This window comes from Pseudomonas sp. NPDC088322 (assembly GCF_044740745.1).
Classification (GTDB): Bacteria; Pseudomonadota; Gammaproteobacteria; order Pseudomonadales; family Pseudomonadaceae; genus Aquipseudomonas; species Aquipseudomonas shirazensis.
On the sequence record NZ_JBIURK010000007.1, the window covers coordinates 75,659 to 101,238 of the forward strand.

At 63.9% G+C, this 25,580-nt stretch carries 15 protein-coding genes; 13 read left to right on the plus strand and 2 right to left on the minus strand.

From position 1 onward, the window contains the following. The first annotated feature begins 10 nt into the window (after nucleotides 1-10). The 12 genes from ACIOAU_RS18765 to ACIOAU_RS18820 all read left to right on the plus strand — a co-directional run bounded on the left by ACIOAU_RS18765 (nucleotide 11) and on the right by ACIOAU_RS18820 (nucleotide 21,180). Nucleotides 11-1,687: an aryl-sulfate sulfotransferase gene (locus ACIOAU_RS18765; RefSeq protein WP_401183875.1), complete on the plus strand. Its 1,677-nt coding sequence runs from the start codon at nucleotides 11-13 to the stop codon at nucleotides 1,685-1,687. A 429-nt stretch (nucleotides 1,688-2,116) separates the two neighbouring features. Beyond that, nucleotides 2,117-3,559 carry an NADP-dependent succinate-semialdehyde dehydrogenase gene (gene gabD, locus ACIOAU_RS18770; protein ID WP_101322593.1) on the plus strand — a complete coding sequence of 481 codons (1,443 nt, stop codon included), beginning with the start codon at nucleotides 2,117-2,119 and terminating at the stop codon, nucleotides 3,557-3,559. A gap of 177 nt (nucleotides 3,560-3,736) precedes the next feature. Beyond that, entirely contained in the window at nucleotides 3,737-5,017 is a 1,281-nt protein-coding gene (gene gabT / locus ACIOAU_RS18775) for a 4-aminobutyrate--2-oxoglutarate transaminase (RefSeq protein ID WP_101322592.1), read from the plus strand. A gap of 317 nt (nucleotides 5,018-5,334) precedes the next feature. Continuing rightward, nucleotides 5,335-6,618, plus strand: coding sequence for a response regulator (locus ACIOAU_RS18780; RefSeq protein ID WP_188036854.1), 1,284 nt, complete (start codon nucleotides 5,335-5,337; stop codon nucleotides 6,616-6,618). A 191-nt stretch (nucleotides 6,619-6,809) separates the two neighbouring features. Beyond that, nucleotides 6,810-8,558, plus strand: coding sequence for a ShlB/FhaC/HecB family hemolysin secretion/activation protein (locus tag ACIOAU_RS18785; protein WP_259076653.1), 1,749 nt, complete (start codon nucleotides 6,810-6,812; stop codon nucleotides 8,556-8,558). A 10-nt stretch (nucleotides 8,559-8,568) separates the two neighbouring features. Further along, a complete protein-coding gene (locus tag ACIOAU_RS18790) occupies nucleotides 8,569-9,087 on the plus strand; it encodes a toxin-activating lysine-acyltransferase (RefSeq protein WP_101322589.1) in 519 nt (172 codons plus the stop codon). Nucleotides 9,088-9,103: 16 nt separating this feature from the next. After that, a complete protein-coding gene (locus ACIOAU_RS18795) occupies nucleotides 9,104-18,154 on the plus strand; it encodes a hemagglutinin repeat-containing protein (RefSeq protein WP_401183882.1) in 9,051 nt (3,016 codons plus the stop codon). Next, entirely contained in the window at nucleotides 18,151-18,483 is a 333-nt protein-coding gene (locus tag ACIOAU_RS18800; RefSeq protein WP_401183885.1) for a hypothetical protein, read from the plus strand. The genes ACIOAU_RS18795 and ACIOAU_RS18800 overlap by 4 nt, the downstream gene beginning before the upstream one ends. Before the next feature lie 73 nt (nucleotides 18,484-18,556). Then, entirely contained in the window at nucleotides 18,557-19,147 is a 591-nt protein-coding gene (locus ACIOAU_RS18805) for a GAD-like domain-containing protein (RefSeq protein ID WP_401183888.1), read from the plus strand. Nucleotides 19,148-19,403: 256 nt separating this feature from the next. Beyond that, nucleotides 19,404-20,021, plus strand: coding sequence for a GAD-like domain-containing protein (locus tag ACIOAU_RS18810; RefSeq protein ID WP_401183891.1), 618 nt, complete (start codon nucleotides 19,404-19,406; stop codon nucleotides 20,019-20,021). 515 nt (nucleotides 20,022-20,536) lie between these two features. Continuing rightward, complete coding sequence (locus tag ACIOAU_RS18815) at nucleotides 20,537-20,776, plus strand: hypothetical protein (protein WP_401183894.1); 240 nt, start codon at nucleotides 20,537-20,539, stop codon at nucleotides 20,774-20,776. A 188-nt stretch (nucleotides 20,777-20,964) separates the two neighbouring features. Further along, a complete protein-coding gene (locus ACIOAU_RS18820; RefSeq protein ID WP_150573685.1) occupies nucleotides 20,965-21,180 on the plus strand; it encodes a DUF3077 domain-containing protein in 216 nt (71 codons plus the stop codon). Here the strand turns inward: ACIOAU_RS18820 and ACIOAU_RS18825 are convergent. Both ACIOAU_RS18825 and desA read right to left on the minus strand, forming a co-directional pair. Continuing rightward, complete coding sequence (locus ACIOAU_RS18825) at nucleotides 21,167-22,144, minus strand: sensor domain-containing diguanylate cyclase (RefSeq protein WP_101322581.1); 978 nt, start codon at nucleotides 22,142-22,144, stop codon at nucleotides 21,167-21,169. The two genes, ACIOAU_RS18820 and ACIOAU_RS18825, sit on opposite strands and share 14 nt — an antisense overlap. Nucleotides 22,145-22,283: 139 nt before the next feature. Further along, nucleotides 22,284-23,465 carry a delta-9 fatty acid desaturase DesA gene (gene desA / locus ACIOAU_RS18830; protein WP_101322580.1) on the minus strand — a complete coding sequence of 394 codons (1,182 nt, stop codon included), beginning with the start codon at nucleotides 23,463-23,465 and terminating at the stop codon, nucleotides 22,284-22,286. 146 nt (nucleotides 23,466-23,611) lie between these two features. Here desA and dibA point away from each other — a divergent pair, with 146 nt between their 5' ends. Beyond that, on the plus strand, nucleotides 23,612-25,507 hold the full coding sequence (dibA, locus tag ACIOAU_RS18835) for a phosphodiesterase DibA (RefSeq protein ID WP_188036845.1): 1,896 nt from the start codon (nucleotides 23,612-23,614) through the stop codon (nucleotides 25,505-25,507). Nucleotides 25,508-25,580: the final 73 nt, after the last annotated feature.

Below are 25,580 nucleotides of genomic sequence, written 5' to 3' on the forward strand. Positions count from 1 at the left end.
GAGCTTTGCCATGAATGCCAAGACCGAAACCCTCGACCTGCCCGAAGGCGCTTGCCTGACTGCCAAGGTCCCCGACCGTGACGAAGCGCTGCTCGGCGACGTTGTGGTCAACCCGTACCGGCTGGCGCCGCTGACCGCGATCATCCGCGATGGCGGCCGCGCGATCAGCGCCGCCCATGTGCGCGTGCGCGGCCGTGGCCAGCGCGGGGTGGATATCAGCTACGACGTCAGCGACCGCTCGCTGTGGACCTACGGCGGCATCCCGGTGTTTGGCCTGTACCCGGACCACGTCAACCAGGTCGAGGTCAGTTACAAGCTCGATGGCGAGCGCATCCGCGAGCAGTACCAGATCTACGCCCCGGCCGTGCGCCTGCCGGTGGTGGCCAAGCAGACCGCCGCCCTGCCTGAAGTAGTACCGGTCAAGGTCGCGCCGGGCTTCGAGCAGCGCCTCTACCTGTTCAACCACCTGCTCGGCGATATCCCCGGTGGCCGTGCCCTGAAGTGGAATGCCCTGGGCGGCGCTGCCGAGTGGGACCAGGTCGGCAACAACTGGATCGCCGACAGCAATGGCGACGTGCGCTGGTATCTGGACATCGAACAGATCCACGACTCTAACCGCCGCGATGGCCTCGGCGGGACCATGGGCTTCCAGCAGACCCGCGACGGCAAACTGATCTGGGGCCAGGGCCAGACCTACTCCAAGTTCGACCTGCTCGGCCGCCAGGTGTGGCAGCGCAACCTGCCGGACAAGTTCGCCGACTTCTCTCACGAGATTCGCGAAACACCCCATGGCACCTACCTGCTGCGGGTCGGCACCAGCGACTATCGCCGCCCTGACGGCAAGCGCGTGCGCTCGGTGCGCGACCACATCATCGAGGTCAACGAAGCCGGCGATGTGCTGGAGTTCTGGGACCTCAACCAGATCCTCGACCCGTATCGCGGCGACCTGCTGGAAACCCTCGGCAAGGCCGCCGTGCAATTACCCGCCGGCGTGGCTCGGCAGGACAGCAACCTGGCCAATGAACTGGCCGAGGGCGACCTGCCGTTCGGCGACATCCCCGGAGTCGGCACCGGGCGCAACTGGGCCCACGTCAATGCCATCGACTACGACGCAGATGACGACAGCATTATCATTTCAGCACGCCACCAAGGCGTGGTTAAGATCGGTCGCGACAAGCAGGTGAAGTGGATTCTGGCCTCACCGCAGGGCTGGCCGCAGCGCCTGCGCGACAAGGTGCTGACGCCGATCGCCAGCGAAGGCTTCGACTGGTCGTGGACCCAGCACACCGCCTGGCTCACCGGCAAAGGCACGCTGACCGTCTTCGATAACGGCTGGGGCCGCGACTTTGCCGCGACCAAGCTCAGCGGCAACTACAGCCGCGCCGTCGAATACCGTATAGATGAAGCCAAAGGCACTGTCGAGCAGGTCTGGGAATACGGCAAGGAGCGCGGAGACGAGTGGTACAGCCCGGTCACCTCGGTGGTCGCCTACCGCCCGGAAACCGACACCCAGTTCATCTATTCGGCCTCGGTCGGCTTCCTCACCAAGGACAAACTCACCACCACCACCCTCAACGAAGTGCGCCGCGGCACGCAAGAGGTGCTGGTCGAGCTGAAAGTGAATAGCCGCCAACCGGGCAGCGTCGGCTACCGCGCGCTGGTCATCGAACTCGACAAGGCATTCTAAAAGCGTACACGTACCTGTGGGAGCGGGTTCACCCGCGAAGGGCTGCGCAGCGGCCCCCACATTATCAGCTTCGCCGCTGACATCGCCGGGCCCGCTTTGCGGGCCTTTCGCGACACAAGGCCGCTCCTACATCAAGACTGCGCCATTCCCCAAATATCCGCCGCGCCAGCGTCGCTGGCCTTTCACGACAAGCGGGGCTACTGTTGTCGGGCCCTGCGCGGGCCACGCAACGCTGGCGAAAATCGGACGAGGTGTTCAACCACTCGTTCTTTTTTTCGAACAGCCTATTGTCCAAGACCCAACAGACCCTTACGATTCGTTTGAGATTTCAAACGCTCAAGCCCCGTAACGGCCGTTTTCCGTGTTGGGGTGCGTGTTCAACAATCAATAATTCGCTCCGTGCGCTCACGGTGCTCAAGGGAAGCCGACATGCAGCTCAAAGACGCTCAGTTGTTCCGCCAGCAAGCCTTCGTCAACGGTGAATGGCTGGATGCGGACAACGGCCAGACCATCCAGGTGACCAACCCGGCTACCGGTGAAGTCATCGGCACCGTGCCAAAGATGGGCGCCGCTGAAACCCGCCGCGCCATCGAAGCTGCCGACAAGGCCCTGCCGGCCTGGCGTGCCCTGACTGCCAAAGAGCGTTCGAACAAGCTGCGTCGCTGGTTCGAGCTGATGATCGAAAACCAGGACGACCTGGCTCGCCTGATGACCACCGAGCAAGGCAAGCCGCTGGCTGAAGCCAAGGGCGAAATCGCCTACGCCGCCTCGTTCATCGAGTGGTTCGCCGAAGAAGCCAAGCGCGTCTATGGCGACACCATCCCGGGCCATCAGCCAGACAAGCGCCTGATCGTCATCAAGCAGCCAATCGGCGTTACCGCGGCCATCACCCCGTGGAACTTCCCGGCCGCAATGATCACCCGTAAAGCCGGCCCGGCCCTGGCCGCTGGCTGCACCATGGTGCTCAAGCCTGCTTCGCAGACCCCGTATTCCGCTCTGGCCCTGGCCGAGCTGGCCACCCGCGCCGGCATCCCGGCTGGCGTGTTCAGCGTTGTCACCGGCAGCGCCGGCGACATCGGCACCGAGCTGACCGGCAACTCGATCGTGCGCAAGCTGTCCTTCACCGGCTCGACCGAAATCGGCCGTCAGCTGATGCAGGAATGCGCCAAGGACATCAAAAAAGTCTCGCTGGAGCTGGGTGGCAACGCTCCGTTCATCGTGTTCGACGACGCTGACCTGGACAAGGCAGTCGAAGGCGCGATCATCTCCAAGTACCGCAACAACGGCCAGACCTGCGTCTGCGCCAACCGTATCTACGTGCAGGACGGTGTCTACGACGCGTTCGCCGAGAAGCTCAAGGCCGCTGTGGCCAAGCTCAAGATCGGTAACGGCCTGGAAGACGGCACCACCACCGGCCCGCTGATCGACGGCAAGGCTGTAGCCAAGGTCCAGGAGCACATCCAGGACGCGGTCAGCAAAGGCGCCAAGATCCTTTCCGGCGGCAAGCTGATCGAAGGCAACTTCTTCGAACCGACCATCCTCGTCGACGTGCCGAAAACTGCGGCCGTAGCCAAGGAAGAGACCTTCGGCCCACTGGCGCCGCTGTTCCGCTTCAAAGACGAAGCCGAAGTCATCGCGATGTCCAACGACACCGAATTCGGCCTGGCCTCGTACTTCTACGCCCGCGACATGAGCCGTGTGTTCCGTGTTGCCGAAGCGCTGGAATACGGCATGGTCGGCATCAACACCGGCTTGATCTCCAACGAAGTTGCGCCATTCGGCGGCATCAAGGCTTCGGGCCTGGGCCGCGAAGGTTCCAAGTACGGCATCGAGGACTACCTCGAAATCAAGTACCTGTGCATCAGCGTCTGATCCAGTAGCAAGGTTTTTACCTCTGCCAGCGGGGCGCGAGAGCGACGTCTCGCTGGTCTTTTTATATTGCAGGACCTGGTGGCCCGGGCGCTCGCGCCAGTCGATCAACGAATACTGATCGCGAACAGACCCAGCCACCCCCAAGCGCCGCTATCAGTCGGCGCAATTGAGGGCACTATGAGCAAGACCAACGAATCCTTGATGCAACGTCGTGTCGCCGCCGTCCCACGTGGCGTTGGCCAGATCCACCCGATCTTCGTCGACACCGCGAAGAACGCTACCGTGATCGACGTTGAAGGCCGCGAACTGATCGACTTCGCCGGCGGCATCGCCGTACTCAACACCGGCCACCTGCACCCGAAAGTGGTTGCCGCTGTTCAGCATCAGCTGACCAAGGTCAGCCACACCTGCTTCCAGGTGCTGGCCTACGAGCCTTACGTCGAGCTGTGCGAAAAAATCAACGAGCTGGTCCCAGGCGACTTCGACAAGAAGACCCTGCTGGTCACCACCGGCTCCGAAGCGGTTGAAAACGCCGTCAAGATCGCCCGCGCTGCCACTGGCCGTGCTGGCGTTATCGCCTTCACCGGCGGCTACCACGGCCGTACCATGATGACCCTGGGTCTGACCGGTAAAGTCGTACCGTACTCGGCCGGCATGGGCCTGATGCCAGGCGGCATCTTCCGCGCTATCTTCCCGAACGAGCTGCACGGCGTGAGCATCGACGACTCGATCGCTTCCATCGAGCGCATCTTCAAGAACGACGCCGAGCCTAAAGACATCGCTGCAATCATCATCGAGCCAGTTCAGGGCGAAGGTGGTTTCATCCCGGTGACCAAGCCGTTCATGCAGCGCCTGCGCGCCCTGTGCGACCAGCACGGCATCCTGCTGATCGCCGACGAAGTGCAGACCGGCGCTGGCCGTACTGGCACCTTCTTCGCCATGGAACAGATGGGCGTTGCGCCTGACCTGACCACCTTCGCCAAATCCATCGCTGGCGGCTTCCCGCTGGCCGGTGTGTGCGGCAAGGCCGAGTACATGGACGCCATCGCTCCAGGCGGCCTGGGCGGCACCTACGCCGGTTCGCCGATCGCCTGCGCCGCGGCCCTGGCCGTGATCCAGGTGTTCGAAGAAGAAAAACTGCTCGACCGCAGCAAGGCTGTTGGCGAGCACCTGGTCGCTGGCCTGCGCCAGATCCAGGCCAAGCACCCGATCATCGGTGATGTGCGTGCACTGGGTTCGATGATTGCAGTTGAAGTGTTCGACGCCGCTGGCTCGCACACGCCAAACGCTGCAGCAGTCAACCAGGTCGTGGCCAAGGCGCGCGACAAGGGCCTGATCCTGCTGTCGTGCGGTACTTACGGCAACGTCCTGCGCATCCTGGTGCCGCTGACCGCCGAAGACGCGCTGCTCGACAAGGGCCTGGCGATCATCGAAGAGTGCTTCGCTGAACTCGCGTAATGTGACCCGCGTCAGAAAAAAACCCGCCTAGGCGGGTTTTTTTATGCCCCTCCCCAGGCCAACACGCCCCCCTGTAGGAGCGGCCTTGTGTCGCGAAAGGGCTGCGTAGCGGCCCCAGATTGCAGCTTCGCCGCGGACATCGCCGGGCCAGCTACGCTGGCCTTTCGCGACACAAGGCCGCTCCTACAGTGGTACTGCGCAAGCAGCCCAAGGCCAAAAAAAATGCCTATCCGCTGGGCTAGACGCTATCGTTAGCCTCACGGACCTGTTTTGGAAGCTGCAACGGATTGCGTGACACGATTACTCAGGAGTAGCCCATGAGCGTTGCAAACCCCACCGCGCCTTGCGTTTTGATTGCCGAAGGCGACCCATGGGTACGCGACATGCTGCGCGAAACCCTGCTAAGCGTGCGCTGCGACGCCCGCCTGCAGATCTGCGCCGACGGTGCCCAGGCACTGGCGGCACTGGCCAGCAAGCCTGACTTGATCATCGCCGACCGTGAGTTGGTGGGTGACATTGACGGCCTCGACCTGCTGCGCAGAGTGCGTGGCAAAAGCCAGACGCCGAGCCTGCCGTTCATTTTGCTGAGCAACCGCAGCGACAGCGCCAGCGTGCGCGAAGTGCTGCCGTTGCAACCCACCGAATACCTGAGCAAACCGCTCAACATCGACAAACTGCGCAAGCGCCTCGAAGTGCTGCTGACCAGCGCCGGCGAGGAGATCGCCTGCCCGGTGCCGCCGCTCAGCCCCGGAGCCAAGCTGCCGGCGTATCTTGAGCAGCGCCGCGCCAGTGCCGACGGTGGGCCGCTTTTGGCCGACGTCGAGCAAGCCATCAAGCGCGCGCTCAATCCGCAAGGGCTGGACCTGCGCGTGCTTGAAGAAGAGGTGCGCAGCGACCCGCAGATCACCGCGGTATTGATCGCCGCCGCCAACAGCGCGGCGATGCATAGCGATGCCCCGGCGCAGACTTTGCTGCAGGCGCTGAACAAACTCGGCAGCACCCAGAGCATGAACCTGGTGCTCGGCCTGACTCTCAAGCGCAGCGCGCGGCTGAGCGACCCACTGCTGGCCCGGCATGCCGCGCACTACTGGGACTTGTCGCTGCACACCGCAGAGTACGGCCGCACCCTGGCGCGCATGCTTGAAGTTGATGAAGGTCGCTGCTACTGCGCCGGCCTGCTGCATTGTCTGGGCGACCTAGCGGTGCTGCGTTGCCTGCAGGAGTGGCGCCTGGCCGGCGGTGAGCTGGATGAAGATCAGGTGCAACTGTCGCTCAACGAATTCGGCGCCCCATTCGGCTCGGCGCTGCGCACCCGCTGGCGCTTGCCCCTGCCGCTGCGCGAGCTGATTGCGGCGGTGTATGCCCTGGGTGGCGGGGTCTACTCGCGGGAGATTCTGGCCATGAGCCTGGCCGGGCAGCTGGCGCGGGTGCCGGCAGATCAAGGCCTGGAAAAGGTCGCCAGCAACAAGACTGCACGGTTGTTGAAACTCGGCCTGCCAGAGCTGAATCGGCTGCGCAGAGTCGACGCCGCGCCAGGCCAGGAGGCTGCCGCCAGCGAGGCGCCTTCGACCGATGAATCAGCCACGGTCAGCAAAGAGTAACTACAGGGCCGCGCGACAAAACCCGACGCTCAGAGTGCGATTTGTTTCACAAATCGCTCAGCTGTGCTGATTTTTCCTACTTCATCACGCAACTTTTCTGCGAATGACACGTCAGAGCGTTCGATTTCAGGCCTGCAGGACATCCCCCCTGTCCCAGGCCTTTACCCGTTTCCGGTTCACAAGGACGTGTCATGCCTCCACTCGCGCAACGCGGCGCGGTGACTGTTGCTGTCGCCCGCTCATTCGCCTCGCTTGTTCCTCCACTATGCCTGCTGCTGGCAGGTCTGGTGGTCAGCCAGTCAGCTTCGGCAGCCGTTGCCGATGAAGAATTGCGCCAACGCGAGCGCGAGCGAATCCTGCGCGAGCAACTCGACACCCGCCCCGACGTGCGCCTGGAAGCTGCACCTGTGGCCGAGGCCCAGGCACGCCTGCCGCGTGATGAAAAACCCTGCTTCAAGATCAACGATATCCGCCTGATCGGCGAGGCTGCCGAGCAGTTCCAGTGGGCGCTGCAGGCCGCCAACCCCAGCGGCGACCCAGCGCTGGGCCAGTGCCTGGGCGGTGCCGGCATCAACCTGACGATGAAGCGCATGCAGAACGCGATCATCGCCAAGGGCTACGTCACCACCCGTGTCCTCGCCGAAGCGCAAGACCTCAACAGCGGCATCCTGGTGCTGACCCTGCTGCCCGGCCGCATCGGCCAGGTGCGCTTTGCCGAGGGCACCAGCGGGCGGGCCAACGCCTGGAACGCGATGCCGGCCAAGCCTGGCGATCTGCTCAACCTGCGCGACATCGAACAAGCGCTGGAAAACTTCAAGCGGGTGCCCACTGCCGAAGCCGATATCCGCATCGCGCCTGCTGCCAGCAGCACCGCCAAGCCGGGCGAGAGCGACGTGATCATTGCCTGGCGCCAGCGCTTCCCGGCGCGCCTGAGCCTGTCGGTGGACAACAGCGGCAGCAAGACCACCGGCAAATACCAGGGCGCCGTGGCGCTGTCGCTGGACAACCCGCTGTCGCTCAATGACCTGTTCTACGCCAGCTTCAACCACGACCTGGGCGGCGGCACCTCCGGCGACAAAGGCTCGAAAGGGCACACCCTGCATTACTCGCTGCCGTTCGGGTACTGGCAACTGGCGTTCACCAGCAGCGAGTACGACTACCACCAGACGGTTGCCGGGGTTAACCAGGACTTCCTCTACCGCGGCGAAAGCCGCAACAACGAGCTGCGCCTGTCGCGCCTGGTGTACCGCGATGCGGTGCGCAAGACCACGATGTGGGGCAGCCTGTGGACGCGCTCTTCGGAAAACTTCATCGACGACACCGAACTGCTCCAGCAACATCGGCGCATGGCCGGTTGGCAGGCGGGCATTGGTCATCGTGAGTTCATCGGCGCTTCAACCCTTGACCTTGGCCTGAGTTACCGCCGTGGCACCGGCGCCCACAGCGCCTTGGAGGCGCCGGAAGAAGCCTTCGGCGACGGCACCGCCCGCTCGAAAATCATCCAGGCCGACGCCCAGCTGCAAGTGCCGTTCGACGCCTATGGCCAGCGCCTGCGCTACATCGGCGGCTGGCGCGCGCAGTGGAACCGCACCGAACTGGTCCCGCAAGACCGCTTCAGCATCGGCACGCGCTACTCGGTGCGTGGTTTCGATGGCGAGAACATCCTCTCGGCCGACCGCGGCTGGACCTTGAGCAACGAACTCGGCCTGGCCCTGGGCAGCAGCGGCCAGGAGCTGTACGCCGGGGTCGACTACGGCGAAGTCGGCGGCAACTCCGCCGACTACCTGATCGGCCGACGCCTGGCCGGTGCCGTGGTCGGTGTGCGCGGCGGTTATCGCAACCTCTCCTACGACTGGTCGTGGGGTACGCCGTTGAAAAAGCCCGATGGCTTCGAAACCGCCAACTTCACCAGCGCGTTTACCGTCGCGCTGTCGTTCTGAGGAGGCTGCCATGCGCATCGACACCTTCGACATCACCGCCCCAGGCCTGATCGACGAACCGTGGAACGAAGCCACCGCGCTGGGCGCTGCGACCTGGCTGTGGATGCACTCCACGGCCCACCGCGACGCCCCGTTGCACAGCCTCGCCAGCCTGCTGTTGCCGGCGCTCAAACACCGCCAGTTCGTGCTGGGCAGCGAGGGCGGTCGCCCGGTGTTTTTCGTCTCCTGGCTGAACCTCAGCGAGGCCGCCGAACAGCGCTACCTGACCCGCTCACCGATCGAGCTGGACGAAGCCGACTGGTGCAGCGGCGAGCGCATGTGGATCAACGACTGGGTCACCCCGTTCGGCCACAGCGTCGCCCTCAGCCGCCTGCTGGCGCGGCGACTGTTCACTGACCGTTGCGCGCGCGCGTTGCACCACCGCGGCGAAGAGCAAGGGCTCAGGGTCAACACTTTTCATGGCATCGGGGTGATCCCGGAGCAGGCGCGCGCCTGGTTTGCCGCTCACCCATTGGCCACCGACGCCTGAAGCAAAGGGATTTGCAATGAACAAGCATCTGTATCGCATCATTTTCAACAAGGCGCGCGGCCTGCTCATGGTCGTCGCCGAAACCGTCAGCAGCGCCGGCAAGGCGCCCGGCGTCAGCAGTGGCAGCGGCGTGGTGGCCAAGCCCTGCGTCGCCAGCCTCAACGGCCTGCGCTACGCCCTGATGGGCGCGCTTGGGCTGATCAGCCTCAGCGTGGCCCCGGCCTGGGCCGCTGGCATCGTCGCCGACCGTGGCGCGCCCAGCGGGCAGCAGCCGATGGTGATCAACAGCGCCAACGGCACGCCGCAGGTCAACATCCGCGCGCCGAGCGCCGGCGGGGTGTCGCGCAACAACTACAGCCAGTTCGACGTCGACGGCCGTGGCGCGATCCTCAACAACGCGGTCGGCAACAGCAAAACCCAGCTGGGCGGCTGGATCGAGGGCAACCCGTACCTTGGCCGGGGCAGTGCCAAGGTCATCCTCAACGAAGTCAATTCGAGCAACCCGAGCCAGTTGCGTGGCTACGTCGAAGTCGCCGGCCAGCGCGCCGAAGTGGTCATCGCCAACCCGGCCGGGATCACCTGTGACGGCTGCGGCTTCATCAATGCCGACCGCTCGACCCTGACCACCGGCCGCGCGCAGATGGAGAACGGCCGCATCACCGGCTACCGCGTCGAAGGCGGCACCCTGAGCATTACCGGCAAGGGCCTGGATGCCCGCGACAGCGACTACACCGACCTGATCGCGCGCAGCGTCGAGGTCAACGCCGGGATCTGGGCCAACGACCTCAAGGTCACCACCGGGCGTAATCAGGTCAACGCCGACAATACCCAGGCCACCGCCCTGGCCAAGGACGACAGCGCCCAGCCCGAGGTGGCCATCGACGTCGCCGAGCTGGGCGGCATGTACGCCGGCAAGATCAAGCTGGTCGGTACCGAGGCCGGGGTTGGCGTACGCAACGCCGGGCAGATCGGCGCCATGGCCGGTGACGTGGTGATCAGCGCCGACGGCAAGCTGCTCAACCAGGGCGCCATCAGCAGTGCTGGGGCGACCCGCGTGGCCAGTGCCACGGCAGTGGACAACAGCGGCAGCCTGTACGCCAAAGGCGACCTGCACGCCAGCAGCCAGGGCACGGTCACCAACACCGGCGAGCTGGCCGCTCAGGGCAATCTGAACATCGACGCGGCCAAACTCGACAGCAGCCGCGACTCGCTGCTGGCAGCCGGCGTTGACGCCCAAGGTACCTCCAGCGGCAAGGCCACGCTCACGGTCAAGGCTAAGCAGATTGCCGCCCACGGCCAGAACCACGCCAGCGGCGCCCTTGATCTGCAAGGCGATACGGTCGACCTCAGCCACAGCCGCAGCTACGCCGGCAACCTCAACCTGACCGCCAACAACGGCGACCTTGACCTCAGCTCGAGCACCATCGACAGCGCTGGCCGCCTCGACGCCAAAGCCAGCGCAACCGTGCGCAGCGACAGCGCCAAGGTCAATGTCGGCAACCTGCAGGTCAACGCCGACAAGCTCTCGAACAACGGCGGCGAACTGGTCCAGACCGGCACCGCAGCAAGCCTCATCAAAGTCGCCGGCCAGCTCGACAACAGCGACGGCCGCATCGCCAGCAACGCCCGCGAGCTCAGCCTCGACGCAGGCACCCTGGCCAACCGCAAAGGCAAGGTCGAGCACGCTGGCAGCGGCAAACTCGACGTCCGCGCCAGCGAAATCGACGGTAACGGCGGCACCCTGGCCAGTAATGGCGCCCTGCAGATCAGCGCGCAAAAGGCCCAGCTTGCCAACGGCCAGACCCAAGGCCGGCAAGTGTTGCTCGACAGCCGTGACCTTGATACCAGCGGCGGCACCGTGATCGCCACCCACGGCGGCACTTTGCAAGTGCGCGACGCGCAGCGCCTGGACAACCGTGGCGGCACCCTGGCTGCTGGCGGCGCCATGACCGTCACTGCCGGCGAAGTGCTCAACGACGGCGGCACGCTCAGCGCCGGCAATACCCTCAACCTGAACGCCGACAGCCTCAGCAACCTCGCCGGCACCCTCGCCGCGACCCAGGCCATGCAAGTGATTGCCGGCCAGCTCGACAACAGCGGCGGCACCCTCGGCTCGGTCGAGGCGGGGTTATTCGTGGAAGTCAGCAAGGGTCAGCTGCAGAACCAGGGCGGGCGCCTCGAAGCGGCTGGCGATATTCAACTCGGCGCACTTGGCCTCAACAACAGCCAGGGCGTGATCAGTGGCCGCGAGCTGCTGCTCGACAGCCGTGGGCAAAGCGTCAACAACAACGGCGGCACCCTCGATGCACAGGCCAGGCTCGACCTGCGCAGCGGCGAGCTGCTCAACAGCGGCGGGCTGATCCAGGCCGGTGGCCGGCTGTTCGTCGACACCGGCAGCGCCGCCCTGCACAACAGCGCCTCAGGCGCTGACAGAGGCATCGTCGGCCAGGCCGAAGTCGAGCTGCGCAGCGCGCAACTGGATAACCAGCAGGGCTTTATCGGCGCCAAGGGCAACCTGCTGCTGGCAGCCACCACCCTCAACAATCAGGGCCAGATCGCCGGCGAAAGCCAGGTGCAGTTGCTCGGTAACCGCCTCGACAACCAGGGCGGCAAGGTGCAGGCCAAAGGTGCGTTGATCGTTGAACAGAACGAGCGCATCGACAACCGCGGCGGCCTGCTGCGCAGCGCTGGGCAAACCCGGCTGACCACCGCGCAGCTCGACAACCGCACCAGCCAGGGCAACGAGCAAGGCATCGAAGGCCAGTCGCTGCTGCTGCGCGCTGACACTCTGGAAAACCAGCAAGGCGCCCTGCGCGCTGACGCCGGCATCGACCTCGGCCTGGCCCAGGCGCTGTACAACGACGCCGGCCTGATCTCGGCTGGCAGCGAATTGCGCCTGGCCGATCGCGACCCGGCGCAGAACCGCCTGGCCGTCGACAACGGCAGTGGCACCTTGCTCGGCGGCAGCCTGCTGTCGCTCAATGCGGCGTACTTCAGCGGCAGTGGCCGCCTGCTCAGCCTCGGTGACCTGATCCTGCGCCAGCAGGGCAACCTCAGCCTCGGCGGCCAGGTGCAAGCCAACGGCAAGGTCGATATCGATATCGGCGGGGCCCTGTACAACAGCGGCAAACTGCTCGCCGGGCAAGCGCTTATCGTGCGCGGCCAGGCGCTGGACAACGCCGCCAGCGGAGAAATGGCCGCCACCCAGGTCGACCTGCGGGTCAACGGCCAACTGCACAACCGCGGCCTGATCGACGGTCAGCAGGTGCGTCTGCAAGCCGATGAGCTGTTCAACCTTGGCACCGGGCGCATTTACGGCGACCGTCTGGCCATCGCCAGCCGCACCCTGGCCAACCTCGACGAAGCAGGCCCGGCGGCGGTCATCGCCGCCCGTGAGCGGCTGGACATCGGCAGCCAGCGCATCGACAACCGCGAGCAGGCGCTGATCTTCAGTGCCGGCGACCTCGCCATCGGCGGCACGCTGGATGGCAACGATCAGGCCAGCGGCCGCGCCGACCTGCTGGCCAACGCCAGCGCCACGGTCGAATCGCTGGGCGCCATGAGCCTGAACATCCGCGAGCTGCGCAACACCAACGAACACTTCAGCACCGTCGACGTAGAAGTCAGCCGCGAGCAGTTGCAGGAATTCCAGATCACCGGCTCGCCCAACCGCTACCGCCCTGATCAGGTCTCGGTCTACCGCGACGAAGTCGATCATCTGGTCGCCCCGGATGGCGTGCGCGACAACTTCAATCGCTACGACTACACCCGCAGCGTGGTCGAAACCCGTATCGCCAGCTCAGCGCCTGGGCAGATTCTGGCCGGCGGCAACCTGACCTTCAGCGGCGACAGCGTACTCAACGACAAGAGCCGGATTCTAGCCGGTGGCTTGCTCCAGGCCGGCGCCGCGCAAGTGATCAACACCGAGGTGGACGGCCAGCGGGTGACCACCGATGCCGGCACCGCGACCAACTTCTACCGCATCCAGCGCAAGGGCCGTGACAGCCAGGGCCGCAGAATCACCGATTACCGCCCGGCGCCGCTGATCCAGGACATCGACCTGACCCCCACTGAGTACGGCCAGTACGCCGTGGTCAACGGCAGCGGCACTCAGCTGAGCGGTCGCGAGCTGCTCCAGGTCGGCCAGCAGGTGGCTACGGTGGGTGCAGTCAACGCCGAGGTCGGCGAGCAGTACCGGGTCGGCGCCGTGGTCGAGGTCAAGCTCAACGACGGCCAGGGCATTGCCGACCAGGTGCGCACCGGCGGCCTGAACCTGGCGCTGCCCAACAACAGCCTGTTCCAGACCAACCCCGCAGGCACCAGTAACTACCTGATCGAGACCGACGCGCGCTTTACCAGCTACCGCAAATGGCTGTCGTCGGACTACATGCTCGAGCGCCTGCAGTTCGACCCGGCGCAGACTCAGCAACGCCTTGGCGACGGCTTCTACGAGCAGAAGCTGATCCGCGAACAGATCGCCCAGCTCACCGGCCGGCGCTTCCTCGACGGCTTTGCCAACGACGAAGCGCAGTACCGCGCCCTGATCGACAACGCCGTGACCCTGGCCAGCGACTGGAACCTGGTGCCGGGTGTTGCTTTGAGCGCCGAGCAGATGGCCCAGCTGACCAGCGACATCGTCTGGCTGGTCGAGCGCAACGTCACCCTGGCCAACGGCGAATCGCGCAAGGTGCTGGTGCCGCAGGTCTATGTGCGCGTGCAAGAGGGCGACATCAACGGCAATGGCGCGCTGATCGCCGGCCAGCAGCTCAAGCTCGACCTGTCTGGTGACCTGATCAACAGCGGCAGCCTCGGCGGGCGCAGCGTGGTCGCGCTGACCGCGCAGAACATCGACAACCTCGGTGGCCGCATCCAGGGCAACAACGTCGCCTTGCAGACCCGCGACAACCTGAACAACCTTGGCGGCCTGATCGGCGCCACCGACAGCCTCGCCATCGACGCCGGGCAGGACATCAACAGCCGCTCGCTGAGCCGCGACAGCAGCAGCGAGCAAGGCACCCGCAGCAACCTGTCGCGGGTCGCCGGGCTGTTTGTCAGCGGTGATGGCGGCAGCATGAAAGTCGCCGCCGGCAATGACCTCAACCTGCAAGGCAGCCAGGTGGTCAACGCCGGCCAGGGCGGCGCTACCCAGTTGCAGGCCGGGCGCGACGTCAACCTCGGCACCGTCAGCGAAAGTTCGCAGCAGGCGATCCGCTGGGATGCCAGCAACTGGCGCAACGAAGCCAGCCGCGGCGAAGTCGGCAGCACCGTGCAAACCAACGGTGACCTGCGCATCACCGCCGGCCAGGACCTCAACGCCCGCGGCGCCACGGTCACCAGCGACCAAGGCATGGTCCTTGCCGAAGCGCGCCGCGACATCAACCTGACGGCCGCCGAGCAGTACCAGTTCGCCGACGAAGCGCACAAGTTCAAGGGCAGCAACGGCATGCTGTCGAGCAAGACCACCACCTTGCGCGACACCGTCAGCCAGACCCAGGCCAGCGGCACCACCTTGAGCGGCGAGCAGACCTACCTGCAGGCCGGCCGCGATATCAGCGTGCGCGGCAGCGACGTGGTCTCGACCCAGCAAACGGTGCTGGTCGCCGAGCGCGATGTGAACATCGAGGCGGCCACCGAAAGCAGTAGCGAACGCCACGACAAGTCGGAGAAAAAGAGCGGCCTGTTCAGCGGCGGCGGCATCGCCCTGACCATGGGTACCCAGCAGCAGAGCGTCAAAGACCTCACCACCCGTGAAACCGCCCGCGCCAGCACCATCGGCAGCACCGAAGGCGATGTCATGATCGAAGCCGGGCGCCAGTACCGCCAGGTCGGCAGTGATGTGGTCGCGCCCAAAGGCGACGTCGACATCCTCGCTCAACAGATCGCCATCACCGAAGCCCGCGAGACCAGCGAGCGCACCCGCGAGACGCTGTTCAAACAGACTGGCTTCACCGTGACCATCACCAACCCGGTGATCAGCGCGATCCAGACCACCCAGCAGATGCAGCAGGCGTCGAGCAAGACCGAAGACGGCCGCATGCAGGCGCTGGCTGCGGCCACCACCGCACTGGCGGTCAACAACGCCGCCACTGCAGTCGCCCAGGACCCGGGCGCTGCCGGCGGGATCAACATCAGCCTGTCGCTGGGCACCAAGCAGCAACAGAGCACCACCGTGCAGCAAAGCGACGCCGCTGCCGGCTCGACCATCATTGCCGGCAACGACGTGCGCCTGCGCGCCACCGGCGCGGGCAGCGACAGCAACATTCTCGTCCAGGGCAGCGAGGTGCGCGCCGGCAACAACGCCACCCTCGCCGCCGACGGCAACATCGACCTGCTCGCCGCGCAGAACACCAGCAAGCAGGACAGCGACAGCAAAGGCATGAGCGCCAGCGTCGGCATCGGCCTGTCGCTGGGCGGCTCGCGCAACGGCTTCACCCTCGACCTGGGCGTCAGCGGCAACCGCGGCGACGCCGATGGCGACACCCTGACCCACACCAACACCCAGATCGCCGCAGGCAACACCACCACGCTGGTCTCCGGCGGTGACACCAACCTGCGCGGCGCCGTGGTCAGTGGCCGTCAGGTGCTGGCAGACGTTGGCGGCGACCTCAACATCGAGAGCCTGCAAGACACCGACACCTTCAAGGTCGACGAGAAGAGCATGGGTGTCGGCATCAGCCTTTGCATCCCGCCGTTCTGCTACGGCATGAGCACGGTCAGCGGCGGCAGCGCCAACCTCGGCGGCACCGACATGGACTCGGACTTTGCCAGCGTTACCGAGCAGTCCGGGATCAAGGCCGGCGACGGCGGCTTCGACATCCGCGTCGGCGGCAACACCGACCTCAAAGGCGCGGTCATCGCCAGCAGCGACAAGGCTGTGGCTGACGTGAAGAACCGCCTCGAAACCGCCAGCCTGACCACCAGCGACATCCGCAACAAAGCCGAGTACGACGCCAGCACCTTCAGCATCGGCGGCGGCTACAGCGAGATCGGCAAGTCCCAGGACGGCAAGGTGCAGACCGGCGGCGCGATTACCCCCGGCACCGAGATCCCCACCAACGACAAACAGATCGGCGCCAGCCTGCCGATTGCCATCAGTGCCAGCGACAGCGCCAGCAGCGTGACCCGCAGCGGCATCAGTGGCGGCAGCATCCTCATCACCGACGCCGCTGCCCAGCGCGAGCGCACCGGCCAGAGCGTCGACGAGACCCTCGCCGGGCTCAATCGCGATGTCTCCAGTGACCGCGACAGCACCAACGCGCTCAAGCCGATCTTCGACGAAGAGCAGATCCGCGCCGGCTTCGAGATCGTCAACGCCTTTGCCAACGAGGCCGGCACCCTGCTTGCCAACAAGGCCAAGGAAGTCGACGCCAAGCGCAACGCGGCCGATGCAGCCGACGCCAAGGCCCTCGAAACCAGCGACGCCGAGCTCAGCCAGGCCCTGCGCGACCAGGCCATCAGGCTGCGCAACGAAGCGGATGGCGTGGCCGGCAACTGGGGCGCCGGCGGCACCTACCGGCAGATCACCACCGCGCTGGTTGCCGCAGCAAGCGGCAACATCAGTGCCGGCAACGGCGCGTTCATGCAAGGCATGGTGGTCAACTACGTGCAGCAGCAAGGCGCCGGTTACCTCGGTGACCTGGTCGCCGACGGCACCCTGGTCGAAGGCACGCCAATGCACGCTGCCCTGCACGGCATCCTCGCCTGCGCCGGTGCGGCCGCCAGCAGCCAGAGCTGCGGCAGTGGTGCGGCCGGCGCGGCGGCGTCGAGCCTGCTCACCGGGCTGTTCTCCGAAGCCAGCCCGACCGAAACTGAAAGCCAGCGCGAAGCCAAGCGCAACCTCATCGTCAGCCTGGTCACCGGCATCGCCGCCACCACCAGCCTCGATGCCGCCACCGCTACCGCGGCGGCCTCGGGGGCTGTGGATAACAACTGGTTGGCGACTCAGCAGTACGTCCAGGCGCGCAAGGAGCTCAAAGAAGCTGAAGGGCGCATTGATGAACTCAAGGTGCTGGCCAAGTGGGCGTATATCAGCAAGAAGCAGGACCTGTTGACCCAGAGTGGCGTTGGCCAAGGCTTGATCAAGGCCGGATTTGACGATATCTCGGGGCTGGCGCAGATGCTTCTGCACCCGATCGAGACGGTGAAGGCCATCGGCGGCCTGATTGACGACCCGAGCGCCTTGGCCGGCTACCCGGAAGAGGTCAAACAAAACCTCAAAGCCAAGGTCGCTCGCATCGAGAACGCGCTTACCGTCGGCGGTGACGCCAACGCCGAGCAGATGGGCTACGACATTGGCGAACTGGTGTGGGACGTTGGTGGCCTTGTCACCGGGGTTGGCGGAGTTGCCAAAGGCGGCGTCAAGCTGGCCAAGGTCGGTATCAAGCTCAGCACCGACAAGCTTGAGCAGATGGCTGAACGGCAGGCTGTCAAGAACCTTGAGTGGAAGGCGGTCGATGGCGAGTACAGTACCAAACCTGGCGGGGGCTATGGTTCGCAGACCGTAACTCACAATGGTCAGGCGGTGGACAACGCAGGGGACTTCTCTGCTTCGCTGCCCAAGCCTCCCGTCAAAACGCCCAAGCGGGAAGTAGAAATTGCTTCTGGCGAAAAGGGCGCGTGGTCTAAAGAACTGAATAAGCCTGAGCCCAACACCATCTATAATGTCGACGGCAACAAGATCTACCAGACCGACGAGTTGGGCCGAGTCGACCGCGTCGAGTCTACCCTGTCGCTGAACCTGAAAGATCGCAACGGTTACCAGCAGTGCAAGGCGGGTAAATGCGGCATTGAGGGTGACGAAGGCGGCCATCTGATAGCGAGTATCTTCAACGGCCCCGGCGAGCGACTGAACGTGTTGCCGATGAATGGCAACCTCAACAAGGGCGCTTGGAAGGTCATGGAAAACACCTGGGCCAAGGCTCTCAAGAGCGGCGACTCTGTCAGTGTTAAGATCGAACCAGTTTATGCCGGTCAATCGGTCAGGCCGGACAGCTTCAGGGTTGTCTACCAGATCGGTCGCAACCGGCCGGTGATAGAAAACTTCGCCAACAGCCCGGGGGGGGTATGAGTACAGATCAGGAAATTTATCAGGGCTTGGGCGAAATCCTAATGGCGATAGCGCCCCAGCAGGCTCAGTGGGTTTCTGTTGAGGTCGAGCTGTCGCCGACCGGCGACCACGCCAAACTGTTTTATGACTATCAGGCCGAGGGGAGTGAGCCGCAGTGGTTCGTGCCTGAACCTGCGCGGGTTGATCACGACATCCGCCTCTTGTTGATAAAGTTGCGGGCGTATTTCGCTGGCAACAATTTGTTCGAGCAAGGCAAACCGTGGTCAGGCTGCATGATCAAGCTGGATCTACAGACCGGCAAGTTTGCGGCAGACTTCAAATACGAATGACGGGTGGCGGCCGTTACGTCACCTGCAAACGGATCAAGGGGCTTAATCGGTGCGGGATGAGTTTTTCCTGTCAATGATCGACAACCTTGGTGAAGCCACCTCACGTCGTGAGGTGCCTGCAGCGAGCATCGACAAATACCAGTCAAAACTGCCGCCTGCATTGCTGGGCTACTGGCGCGAAGAAGGCTGGTGTTCTTTCGCTGATGGCTTGTTCTGGATCGTAGACCCGGATGCGTACAAGGCCACGCTGGATATGTGGCTGCAAGGCAGCGGCCTGGCTGAGGTCGACAATTACCACGTGATTGCCAGGGATGCCTTCGGTTCGCTGTATGCCTGGGGCGAGCGTTATCAGCGCAAGATCACTGTATCGAGTTTGGCTGGCGGCATTGTCGCGCTTAAAAACCAGCTGCACAAACCCAACCCACAACCAGACCGCAGCCTCGGTATCTTTCTCGGTTCTACCCGACGTGACAGCCTGGACTTTGACGATAGCCACGGCAAGCCGCTGTTCCAGCGTGCACTCGCCAAGCTGGGACCGGTTGCCGAGGACGAGATGTATGCTTTCGAACCGGCGCTGTGCATCGGCGGCAAGGCTGACCTTGAGCATATGGTGAAGGTGAAGATGGTTGAGCAGCTGATGATTCTGGATCAGTTGCGTCGGTGAGGTGATGGCTGCGAGCGTTGTGATGTCGGGTGCGGATATCAGTGGCGGCAAGGCCTTTGTAGGAGCGGCCTTGTGTCGCGAAAGGCCAGCGTAGCTGGCCCGGCGATGGCAGCGGCGGAGCTGGAATTTTTGGGGGCGCTGCGCACCCCTTTCGCGACACAAGGCCGCTCCTACACAAACCGCGCACCAGCGTAGTACGAGGGGTGCAAATATTTAGAATGCGATCCCGGCTGGTAATGCCAAGGAGGCCAACACCATGAGAGACGAATACCTCGAGCTGTTCATCGACAATATGGGCGAGGCCACCTCGCGGCGTGAGGTGCCGGCTTCGAGCATCGACAAATATCGCGGCGTTTTGCCTGATCGTTTGCTGGCCTATTGGCAGCAAGAGGGTTGGGCGGGTTATGCCGGCGGTCGTTTCTGGACGGTTGATCCGGATGAGTACACGCCGCTGTTGCGCGAGTGGATCAAACGTAGCCAGCTGGCAGATATCGATGATTATCACGTAATCGGCCGCACGGGCTTTGGCACGTTCTACCTGTGGGGCCAGCGCTATCACCGCAAGGTCACCGTCTCTTGCGCGGACAATTGGGTACTGGCCATGAAAGGTGAGGTTCACACGCCGAATCCCGATCCAGATCGGAGTTTGGGTGTTTTCTTTGCCATGGCCGAGCCTGATGATTTTGATTTCGAAGATATCGAAGAAAACTATCTTTTCGAGCGTGCGGTGCAAACGTTAGGGCCGCTCAGCGAATCCGAAATTTACGGATTCGTGCCAGCGCTGAGTGCGGGCGGTCAAGCGCGGATCGAAAACCTACAGAAATTGGACGTGAATGTTCATCTGATGATTTTGCATCAGCTTAGTCATGGCTGAGTTGGTGGCATGCAGCCTAGTGTTGGTACCGGGTAGTGTGCGGTCTCTGTAGGAGCGGCCTTGCCGGGGCGCCGGACCGGTCGGAAAGGGCTGCGCAGCGGCCCCAGATCCCAGCTTCGCCGCTGATATCGCTGGGCCCGCTTCGCGGGCCTTTCGCGACACAAGGCCGCTCCTACGCGATAGATTTGCGGGTGTTTGCGTAAGACGTTTCCGAACTTGAAACCAAATGCTTCTAATCGGGGTAGCTTGGGAATTATCCTACGCGACTTGCGGAAGCAGCTCTGTTGTCGGGGAAATGCCTCAGGGATAACGTCACGGGGTCGCCAGGTTTGGTGACCGGGTGTGAGAAACCCGACCAGTACTGTTAGGCAATGCTTCACGGCAGCCGTGCGCGGGCAGACTTCGGTCTGGCCGGGTTTCCAGTACCTCGGTTTTCTCACCCCGTGTACGGCTGCCACCCAAATCCGTGAGAAAGGTTCGAGTGGTCGCTTCCGTTTACGTACTGGAAATCGACTATGAAAAAGATCGTCCCCGACCCCCCAATTTCCTACTTCTCAGTCATCAGCGACCTGAGCCGCGAAGAGGCTCTCACCCAGGTTTCCAAGTTGATGGACTGCATGAACCGCACCCTCGAAGCTTATCTCGGCACCGAGCCCATCGGCGTCGACAGTTACCTGCTGGAAAACGTCGATATCCTGAACCAGCTGATGCGCGCTTTGATCGCCCACGCCGTGGCCGGGGAGGCAACGCCATGACGGACGAAGCCACTCAATCCACCAACGCTGAAAGCATGTGCTGCGATCTGTGTAGGAGCGGCCTTGTGTCGCGAAAGGGTCGCGTAGCGGCCCCAGATTTCAGCTCCGCCGCTGATATCGCCGGGCCCGCTTCGCGGGCCTTTCGCGACGCAAGGCCGCTCCTACAGGAGGGCGCGCAAGATCAATGTCTGGCGTTGTTTGCCGTGCAGGGCGATGTGCCGTTCGAGCATGCGTTCTCGGAGTTGTCGGTCATGCTCGGTTGCATCCGCCATCTGACCACCGAGGCAGAGATGGAAAATGACCGGCAGGCGGGGAGTGCGGCGCGCATTCTCAGCGGTTTGGCCAAAGCACTGATCGACGATATGGAGTTGGGACTGCGCAAGGCTCTGGTCAGCCGCAAATAATCTGATTCTTGCCCAGACGCTTGGCCTGATACATCGCCGCGTCAGCACGGGCGAACAGGCTGTCCAGGCTGAGGTCGTCGTCGTGCAGGCTGGTCAGGCCCTGGCTGATGGTCACGCCGAAACGTTCCTGACCATGGCTGAAGCTCAGGCGCTGGATCTCGCGCTGCAGGCGTTCGGCGATCTGCTCGGCGACCTCGGCCTCGCAGCCGGGGAACACCGCAGCAAACTCTTCACCACCAATCCGCCCGAACACATCGCCGCGGCGCAGTACGGCCTTGCCGCTGTCGGCGATGTGCTGCAGCACCTCGTCACCTTGCTGGTGGCCGTAGGTGTCGTTGATCAGCTTGAAGTCATCGATGTCGAGCAGCAGAAACGACAACGGCGTGCCGTCTTCGCGGGCGGCGGTAAAGGCTTGGTTGGCGCACTCGAAGAAGTGCCGGCGGTTGCTGCTTTGGGTCAGCACGTCGGTGGTGGCCAGACGCTGCAGTTCGCCTTCGAGCTGCTTCTTTTCGGTGATGTCTTCGGCGATGCCGACCACGATCACGCGGTCGCCGTTCTGCTGCTGGTTGATATAGCACTTGTCGCTCAACCAGCGGATTTCGCCGGCGGCGTTGATGATGCGGTACTCGCGGTCTTCTACAGCGCCCTGCAGCAGCACCTGGGCCAGGCTACGCTCGGCGTACTCGAGGTCGTCGGGGTAGATGCTGTCGCGCCATTCGTTGAAGTCAGCCAGCACCCGGCTGACCTGGCGGCCGAAGATGCGCTCGAAGGCGGGGCTGACATAGAGCACCTGGCGGGTTTTCCAGTCGAACGCCCAGAGCACTGCGTTGACGGTTTCGAGCAGGGAACTGAACAGCTGCTCGCGCTCGCTCAGGCGCGCCACTTCACCTTGCGCATGAAACAGCGCGAGCAGGGTTTGCGCAGCGGCAGGTGGCGGGTCGCGGGGCTGTATGTGTTTGGCCATGTGCACGGAGCGATTCTCGGCTGAGGGCGTGCGGCCACGATCCGGCCCGCCACGCGGGCGATGTGCCGGATTTGAGTAAGGAGGTGGGGTGAAGTTCCGCTCGGCATGCCCCAGAACAGGGCATGCCGATCAACGGGGATCAGGCGGTTGGGCGCAGCGAGTAGGTTTTCAGCTGGCTGGCGAAATCGCGCAGCGATTGGATGCCGCTGGCCTCGGCTTCGTGGACCCAGTCTTTCATGGCCGCGAGCATGTCGTGGCCATTGGCGCTGGTTCGCGCCCAGATCTGTTGCAGCGCCAGGCGCTTCTCGTAGATGGTTTTGAGCGCCTGGCTGTGGGCGAGCATCGACTCGATCCGCACGTGGTGGCGGTCCTGCAGCAGGCTGGTTTCCCGCGAGAGCAGGCGCTTGGCGCGGCGGAAGCGGTGGCGCAGCGAGGCATCGACTACATCCAGCTCCTGCTTGACCAGCGGGGCGATGACCAGCTTGCGGTACTGGGCCATGATCTGGAAGCGGTTGTTGAGGATCGCCATGGCGGTGTCCATGTCCAGGCTGGCCTTGCCCTCGACGCGGTGGGCGATTGGCGCGACCCGTTGTACCTTGGCCAGGCGCAGCAGGCTCAGCACCCGTATCCAGGCCCAGCCCATGTCGAACTCCCAGCGCTTGACCGACAGCTTGGCCGAGTTGGGGTAGGTGTGGTGATTGTTGTGCAGCTCTTCGCCGCCAATGATGATGCCCCACGGCACCAGGTTGGTGGCGGCGTCGCGGCACTCGAAGTTGCGGTAGCCAACGGCATGGCCAAGGCCGTTGACCACGCCTGCGGCCCAGAACGGGATCCACATCATCTGGATCGCCCAGATGGTGATACCGATGGTGCCGAACAGCAGCAGGTCGAGCACTGCCATCAAGGCAATGCCGCCCAGCTTGTAGCGCGAGTAGAGGTTGCGTTCGATCCAGTCATCCGGGCAGTTCTTGCCGTAGATGCGCAGGGTTTCGGGGTTTTGCGCCTCTTCGCGGTAGAGCTCGGCGCCTTTGCGCAGCACGGTGCTCAGGCCTTTGATGACCGGGCTGTGCGGGTCATCGACGGTTTCGCACTTGGCGTGGTGTTTGCGGTGGATGGCGGTCCACTCGCGGGTGTTCTGCGCCGTGGTCAACCACAGCCAGAAGCGGAAGAAGTGTTTGAGGCCGGCGTTCAGCTCAAGCGAGCGGTGCGCCGAGTAGCGATGCAGGTAGATCGTGACGCTGATGATGGTCACGTGGGTCATCAGCAGGGTGACCGCGACCAGTTGCCAGGCCGACAGGTCGAGTAAGCCGTAGTACCACATAAATGTAAAAGCCCTCGGAAACGCGGGGGGGAACTGCGCTTTGCATTATCCATTGACCGGGAAATAAAACCAGAGCGGGAATGCATCAAGACATGTTTCGGGCCCTATAATGCCCCAATTTTTTTTAAGGGCATTAGTAACCCGACATGACTGGTTCTGTTCGCGACGCCTTGCGCATGGCCGCGCTGTACGTGGTGTTATCGATCCTGTGGCTGGTGCTCAGTGAGCAGCTGTTGCAACAGTTGTCCGAGGATCCGCTGGCGCTGTACCTGGGGCGCTGCATCAATGTGCTGGTATGGGTGTTGCTCAGTGCGCTGGTGATTTTTATCTCACGGGCGCGCCTGCTCAACTTCATCGGTATCGGCGCGCGCCTGCGCAGTGAGGACCGCGAGCGCCTGCGCATGGCGGCGGCGGTGTTCGACAGCACCCTGGAGGGCGTGCTGGTGACGGACCGGCAGGGCCTGATCGTGCACGTTAACCGCGCGTTCATGCGTATTACCGGCTATCAGCAGGACGAAGTGCTCGGCCAGCGCCCGAGCAAGTTCAAGTCGGGGCGGCATGGGGCGGACTTCTATCAGCAGATCTACGCCACCTTGCGCGAGCAGGGGCAGTGGAGCGGCGAGATCTGGAACCGGCGCAAAAGCGGCGAAATCTACCCGCAATGGCAGACGATTTGCGCCGTACGCGACGACAGCGGCGAGCTCAGCCATTACGTTGCGGTATTCAGCGACATCAGTGCGATCAAGCATTCCGAGCAGGAGCTGGCTTACCTCGCCCACCACGACCCGCTGACCGGCTTGCCCAACCGGCTGCTGTTCAATGATCGCGCCGAGCAGGCCCTGGCCGCGGCGCAGAGCCACAAGCGCGGCTGTGCGCTGTTGCTGCTCGACCTGGATCATTTTCAAAGCATCAACGATGGCCTTGGCCACCCGGTTGGCGACCAATTGCTCAAATTGGTTGGCGAACGCCTGCGTGCGGCCTTGGACAAGGGCTTGACCTTGGCCCGGCTCGGCGGCGACGAATTCGCCGTGCTGCTGGAGAACTGCCAGCAGGTCGGCCAGGCGGCAACCCTGGCGCAGACGTTGATCGAGCAGATGCGCGAGCCGTTCAGTTGCGAGGGGCACAGCCTGTTCATCGGGGTCAGCGTCGGCATCAGCCTGTTCCCCAGCGATGCCCTCAGCGCCGCGCAGCTGCTGCGCAATGCCGATGCCGCGCTGTTCAAGGCCAAGAGCAACGGTCGCGGTGGTTATGCGTTGTACACCGAAGAGCTGACTGCGCATGCCCAGCAGCGGGTGGAAATTGCCACAGAGCTGCGCCGGGCACTGGAGCAGGAGGAACTGCGGCTGTTCTTCCAGCCGGTGCATGACCTGGCCAGCGGCAACATGGTTGGGGTTGAAGCGCTGGTGCGCTGGCAGCACCCCGAGCGCGGGCTGGTGCCGCCGGGTGAGTTCATCCCGATTGCCGAGGCCAGCGGGCTGATTGCCGAGATCGATGGCTGGGTGCTGCGCCAGGCGTGTCGGCAGATGGTCGAATGGCAGGCCGCGGGGCAGTTGCTGGACTTCATTGCGGTGAATATCTCCAGCCGGCTGTTTGCTCAGCGGGATTTGTATCTGCAGGTGGCCAAGGTGCTGCACGACACCGGCCTGAACCCGGCGCTGCTGGAGTTGGAAGTGACCGAAAGCGCGGTGATGGAAGACCCCGAGGTGGCGCTGGAGCAGCTGCATCGGCTCCGTGAGCTGGGCTTGCGCCTGGCCATCGATGATTTCGGTACGGGCTATTCGTCGCTACTGCGGCTCAAGCGCTTGCCGGTGCAGAAGCTGAAGATCGACAAAGGGTTCGTTTCGGGGTTGCCGCAGGATGAGGATGATGTGGCGATTGTACGGGTGATCATCGCCCTGGCTCGGAGCATGGGCATGCAGGTGCATGCCGAAGGGGTCGAACAGGCGGAGCAGGCGCTGTTCTTGTTGGCGCAGGAGTGTCAGTTAGGGCAGGGTTACTGGTTTGGGCGGCCGGTGCCCGCTGCGGATCTGGGGTGGGGGTGAGATTTTTGGGGCTGCTTTGCAGCCCTTTCCGACCGGTCCGGCGCCCCGGCAAGGCCGCTCCTACAGGGACCGC

Bases quoted from the DNA above. Each gene is read 5' to 3' on its own strand.
- ACIOAU_RS18765 (WP_401183875.1), top strand. From the start codon at position 11: ATGAATGCCAAGACCGAAACCCTCGACCTGCCCGAAGGCGCTTGCCTG.
- gabD (WP_101322593.1), top strand. From the start codon at position 2,117: ATGCAGCTCAAAGACGCTCAGTTGTTCCGCCAGCAAGCCTTCGTCAAC.
- gabT (WP_101322592.1), top strand. From the start codon at position 3,737: ATGAGCAAGACCAACGAATCCTTGATGCAACGTCGTGTCGCCGCCGTC.
- ACIOAU_RS18780 (WP_188036854.1), top strand. From the start codon at position 5,335: ATGAGCGTTGCAAACCCCACCGCGCCTTGCGTTTTGATTGCCGAAGGC.
- ACIOAU_RS18785 (WP_259076653.1), top strand. From the start codon at position 6,810: ATGCCTCCACTCGCGCAACGCGGCGCGGTGACTGTTGCTGTCGCCCGC.
- ACIOAU_RS18790 (WP_101322589.1), top strand. From the start codon at position 8,569: ATGCGCATCGACACCTTCGACATCACCGCCCCAGGCCTGATCGACGAA.
- ACIOAU_RS18795 (WP_401183882.1), top strand. From the start codon at position 9,104: ATGAACAAGCATCTGTATCGCATCATTTTCAACAAGGCGCGCGGCCTG.
- ACIOAU_RS18800 (WP_401183885.1), top strand. From the start codon at position 18,151: ATGAGTACAGATCAGGAAATTTATCAGGGCTTGGGCGAAATCCTAATG.
- ACIOAU_RS18805 (WP_401183888.1), top strand. From the start codon at position 18,557: ATGATCGACAACCTTGGTGAAGCCACCTCACGTCGTGAGGTGCCTGCA.
- ACIOAU_RS18810 (WP_401183891.1), top strand. From the start codon at position 19,404: ATGAGAGACGAATACCTCGAGCTGTTCATCGACAATATGGGCGAGGCC.
- ACIOAU_RS18815 (WP_401183894.1), top strand. From the start codon at position 20,537: ATGAAAAAGATCGTCCCCGACCCCCCAATTTCCTACTTCTCAGTCATC.
- ACIOAU_RS18825 (WP_101322581.1), bottom strand. From the start codon at position 22,144: ATGGCCAAACACATACAGCCCCGCGACCCGCCACCTGCCGCTGCGCAA.
- desA (WP_101322580.1), bottom strand. From the start codon at position 23,465: ATGTGGTACTACGGCTTACTCGACCTGTCGGCCTGGCAACTGGTCGCG.
- dibA (WP_188036845.1), top strand. From the start codon at position 23,612: ATGACTGGTTCTGTTCGCGACGCCTTGCGCATGGCCGCGCTGTACGTG.